This is a genomic window from Nitrosomonas communis, assembly GCF_900114745.1.
Lineage (GTDB): Bacteria > Pseudomonadota > Gammaproteobacteria > Burkholderiales > Nitrosomonadaceae > Nitrosomonas > Nitrosomonas communis_A.
In genome coordinates this window covers 1-4,933 of record NZ_FOUB01000124.1, presented here as the reverse complement: position 1 = coordinate 4,933, position 4,933 = coordinate 1, and the positions used below count along the sequence as shown (strand labels likewise).

The following is a 4,933-nucleotide window of genomic DNA, read 5'->3' as shown; positions in this document are numbered from 1 at the left end:
CCCTTGAGGTTTACGATGGATGTTCTTAACCCAACGCGTCACGCTCGCCACGCCAACATCAAACCGGGCCGCAACCTCGGCTATCGTAAGTCCTTTTTTCTCTCTGACAGACAGGACTTTACGGCGGATATCCAGTGAATAGGCCATCTTTAAATTATAATCAAAATTATCTGGTTGTGCTATATCAATACAGCAATAATTAGAATTACCCTGATACAAATCCTTTATCAACCAACCAGGAAAAAGCCTTAGCATATTTTTGTAGCAGTCGAAATAAGCATTACCCATACTCAAGATAAGGTTGTTATCCACAGCCTTATCCACGAGAAATGTGGATAACGAGCAAATTTAGCAAGACCCTTACCTTTAAAATTATGGGCATCATACACAGCAATTCCTATTGCTCCCATACTGCTCGATGTTTCAATGGATCGCATCATAGCAAGATTAGAACCACAAGAAGAACAAATCGCACAAAAAGAAATCAAACAGATTAAAACAACGAAACTAATATCACTAAACAATCAAACCAACTCTAAATAATCAATAAAATAAATACGTGTAATCAATATTGTTGTATCAGAACAAGCAGATTGCACCAAAATTTCATCCTGTATATCAAACAAGGCAAGCTATATATGTGCACGACGCTAAATACCTTGTTATTCCAGCAATAAAGTGTCGTTTTGTTGTTAAAACATAAGTTACCTGATAGAAGTTCGGCAACTGTAGCGACAACTTTATAAGGAGGTAATAATGAAAAAGCTACATCGCAACATCAAAGCTAAGTTAAATCGTGATTATTCCAAAATCCTTCATCAGTTTTGTAATGAAAAAAATTACTCTGGCGTATTGCTTGTCGATTATGGGACATACGATGATCTCTTATACAAGAATGAAACCAATATTATTGCTCCAATACCTCAGCAATTAAATTATCAAGATAAGATAATTGTTGCCCCCTCTGTGAATGAACATAACACGACTGTTGCTCTTGAGTATGGTTCACTTTTTGCAGTTATCCATATGCTTGAAAATCAGCATGGCGAGATAGAAGAGCTTGAACCAGGTTATTCAATTATTACAATAAATTATCTTTGTCAACTTACAGATGATATTGTAAACGGCAAGCAAGAGCAGCTCCGATTCATATTACCGCCACCTAAAAATCTTCAATAGAATTTCTTTACCTCTGAAAGTTTTCAGCGGGAATCAAAGATTTCCGAAAGAAAATGAAGTTAGATTCTAACCGAATCCTGACTAATAAGGCATCTCACAGAGCGCCCGCTTGCAGGCTGTGTAGGGATAGTGAGCGCCTGTCGGAAGTTGACTCTTGATTCACTCCATCTCTTACCTTTCCCAAATGCCATATAAAAGTTAACGTGAGTTCGGGATAAGAAAAGTAGCAAAAGGAATCTGAATCCCTTATGATAAAAGGGTTTTGGTAAAGAGTTTCATCATTATAAATGTCAGCGGCTGTAGCCAACCATATCCTCAACATTGTCACTGTCATATTACCTTTGGCAGGTAGTCTTGACCAGATCACCCTTTTTATTTAATTTATGAGCATTTTTTTAAAGGTGAAATTATGACTAAGGTAAGTATTACTTTAACTGTAATACTCATCACAACAGCTTTTTCCATTCCATTGGTTCGGGCAGATCATTTCTATAAGGGAGCAAGAGAAGCCAGAAAAGAATGGATGGAAAATGAGCGTGAATTCCATAAGCACGCCCATGAGCTAGAACGGGAAGAGCGTAAGCGCTGGGAAGAAATGAACAGGGAGGAGCGTAAGCATCAAAAAGAAATATATCGTGAAGAGCTTAAGCATCAAAAAGAAATGGATCATGAATTGAGAAAAAGAAATTAGAAAATACCAACTTCCGGTGGAAGCCCACTATGTGTAGGCATATCAATATTATGAATTGTATTGGCTCAAATCATATCTTAGCTGGCACTTACATCAAGCACGCCAGCATTCATGTATCCGGTAGTACCGGGATAGAGTCTCTGCAATGGCCTCACTTTCTTTAAAATACTTGATCGATTGCTTACAAAACTCCTGGCTATAGCGTGTCCTAAATAATTGTTCCATCTTTGGATTCCGTTCCATGTCTATATTTTATGAAACTTTGGACTTCAAAAAACTCAGCATACTTCAGGTCTGATAGTGTATTTTTATCGGTGGCAAAGCTGACATAGTGGCTCTTGAAGCTTTGATGAATGGAATAATTAACAATAAAGTATTTATGGGCAGCGAATGTATTGGCATTGCGCATGGGCATGTCAGCAAGGGTTCAATTCTTTCGACATCAATAGGCATCAGTAAAGACATTTATTCCTAATCGTTTACCGTACAAGCATAACTTGTTTTAACTCAAAAGTTAGTACTGGCAGATCAGGGACTAATTGCAGCTGGGCAGCAAAGGTGGATATATTATTACTAGTGTCACGGATATTGACAAACGGAATTGATAGCTCACCGGTGGCCTGATTAAAGCTAGCGTTGTCCCCCCGAAAACGATCAGCCAATTGCTCAGCTTGAGTTAGTTCAAAGCGTGGTGGTTGGGTATCGTGGACAAGCTGCAAACGAGCACGGAAAGTACCGCTATTATTGTTATCAAAACTGACATCAACTGCGGGTATCTCAAGAACGGCAGAATCAAAACTGGCATTGGGCACCAGTTTATAGACTACACCAGTGGTTTCGAATGGAATACCGGTCATATTACTGAGTACATAAAGCTCTTTATCGATATCCTGCCCGAAACCAAGTACCCAAAAGCCAGGTTGTGCATGCTCGGTCAGATCCATTTCCAAGATACTGCTGCCATCAGAATAAAATATCCTGCCATCGCTATTACCAGTCTTGGCTACATCCCCAAACAGATATACACCTACTAAAGCAGGGATAGCCTTGCCACGATAAATAAAACCACCAATAACAGCGGTACCTTCGTTGTGGTCATACTGAATGACAGGATCGATAAAATTGCCTGCAATCTGGGCATCGGTAACGAACCCTGGTCCATTACCGTTGGGCTCAAAACGGAAGCTTCCTTCTTTTAACCCCCAGCCATAATTTCCGCCAGCTTGAATCAAATTAATCTCTTCAATATCGTTTTGCCCTACATCGGCAAGCACGAGCAAGTTCGTTTCGGGGTCAAACGAAAAGCGGAATGGATTACGAAAACCGTAAGCATAAATTTCTTTGAGCACCATGTCTGATCTGACAAAAGGATTATCGTGCGGGATACCGTAGTGCCCATTACTCGAATTATTTCCAGCTGGATCAACTCGCAGTAATTTACCAAGAGGATTGCCGGTATTCTGACCATTGCCATTAGGGCCATGCCCCATCATTTGACTGCCACCAAAATCCTGACCATCACGATCATCAGCGCCGCCACCATCCCCGAAAGCAATATATAACATGCCATCTGAGCCAAAATTAAGTGCGCCTGCATTGTGATTAAATTGGGGTTGATCTACAGTCATCAACACTCGCATCTCCTTCACATTAGCCTGGGCCTGATTCAAATTATTAGGATTTAGCCGCCATTCCCTGATTACCGAGCGGTGATTGGGGCTAGCGCCAGGAGGAATTGTAGAAAAATCGCTTTTTTCGCCTGCGGGCTCTGAAGTATAGGTGTACAGCAAGCCATTTTCAACGAATTGGGGATGAAAGGCAAAACCGAGAAAGCCGCGCTCATCAAATGAATTGCTTCCAGATACCCCTAGAGGTACCAACAGATCGGAAAAATCCAGAAAAATTTCTTTATTGTTGGTAGTAAGGTTGATGCGCCATAATTTCCCGTCCTGATCACTAACATATAAATGATCAGGATCATTTGGAGCAGGGATTGCCCAATTTGGCGCAGTTAAGCCGCTCGCTATCTGTTTCAATCTCAATCGGATTGATCCTCTTTGAATTGGCGCTAGAATTGGATCATCAAGGCGTTGTTCTGATGCTGAAATCACAGGTTCACGCGATGTCGCTGGGTTAGCGTTAGTCTCTGTCCATTTGATAGAAAGGAATATAAATAGCAGTAAAGACAGAATCGAATAATTAATTTTCATGTTGAACCCCCCTATATCACAAATTATTTTCTACAGATTGAATCCTCGCCTCTTGAAACATAAGGATGGTTGGAGACTTCAGATTATTAATCAGTTATGGGGTGGCGCTATTATTTTGATCGAGCAGCGCTTGAACGAGAAAACAGAGTAATGGATCAAACCAATCCAATTTTTTGCTTAATGATGCTAAGGAATAACCAGTAGGCAGACAATAATGCATCTGCATACAATTCTCTTACTAGTATTAGGAGAGGTATCAATAGAGAGGAATATCACGAAAGTAATCCTATGATCTAGTTTTTACGGCTGAACATAGCGCTATTTGCTTATATGACTTATTCCATTACTTATACACCGCTGCTGCACAGCTGTTGCAAGACTTAAAGAACGCAGGTTGCTGCACTTTGTGATGATTAGCGATTTAGCGTGCTTGTACTTGGGCGAAATTGTTACAAATCTACAAAATGAATTTCACTCAACGATTTTTTACAAACAAATCAAGCGAATTCTGAGGAGTAGCGATACTCATTCTTATTATTTCAGCTTTGTAAGGAGTTTCAGCTTAATCCAGCTAATTTTACTTAAATAATCAAAATAAATACTCATTCTGGGTGTTTTATGTTGGAAGCTTAGTTGTAATTCTAATTAGATTCTTCCGGAAATTGCGTACATAGGCTCAGTGACAGATTAAAGAGATGATGGAAAAGTAGAGCAAGACAGATTGAGATAGCACTATTTTTACTCATGAGGCTTTTTTCAAAATGTCGACGAGTTTGGCTTGATCACGTTTTTGGCATAATTGGTTATTTTCATCAAAGTACGCGTTATATTGCGCATGCCATAGTCGTTGCAA

4 protein-coding genes are annotated in these 4,933 nt (G+C 39.8%); 2 read left to right on the top strand and 2 right to left on the bottom strand.

From position 1 onward, the window contains the following. Positions 1–312 (bottom strand): helix-turn-helix domain-containing protein (locus tag BM122_RS25655; protein WP_256212255.1); only part of this gene is annotated, 312 nt, incomplete at its 3' end. Positions 313–756: 444 nt separating this feature from the next. Here BM122_RS25655 and BM122_RS20240 point away from each other — a divergent pair. Together BM122_RS20240 and BM122_RS20235 are read left to right on the top strand one after the other, a co-directional pair. Next, positions 757–1,179, top strand: a complete 423-nt coding sequence (locus tag BM122_RS20240) for a hypothetical protein (RefSeq protein WP_074907364.1) — start codon at positions 757–759, stop codon at positions 1,177–1,179. Positions 1,180–1,588: 409 nt separating this feature from the next. Then, on the top strand, positions 1,589–1,870 hold the full coding sequence (locus BM122_RS20235; RefSeq protein WP_074907362.1) for a hypothetical protein: 282 nt from the start codon (positions 1,589–1,591) through the stop codon (positions 1,868–1,870). A gap of 479 nt (positions 1,871–2,349) precedes the next feature. On the opposite strand, the gene BM122_RS20225 is transcribed toward BM122_RS20235, so the two are convergent. Continuing rightward, on the bottom strand, positions 2,350–4,080 hold the full coding sequence (locus BM122_RS20225) for a PQQ-dependent sugar dehydrogenase (RefSeq protein ID WP_074907357.1): 1,731 nt from the start codon (positions 4,078–4,080) through the stop codon (positions 2,350–2,352). Between the last annotated feature and the right edge of the window lie 853 nt (positions 4,081–4,933).

Bases quoted from the DNA above. Each gene is read 5' to 3' on its own strand.
- BM122_RS20240 (WP_074907364.1), top strand. From the start codon at position 757: ATGAAAAAGCTACATCGCAACATCAAAGCTAAGTTAAATCGTGATTAT.
- BM122_RS20235 (WP_074907362.1), top strand. From the start codon at position 1,589: ATGACTAAGGTAAGTATTACTTTAACTGTAATACTCATCACAACAGCT.
- BM122_RS20225 (WP_074907357.1), bottom strand. From the start codon at position 4,080: ATGAAAATTAATTATTCGATTCTGTCTTTACTGCTATTTATATTCCTT.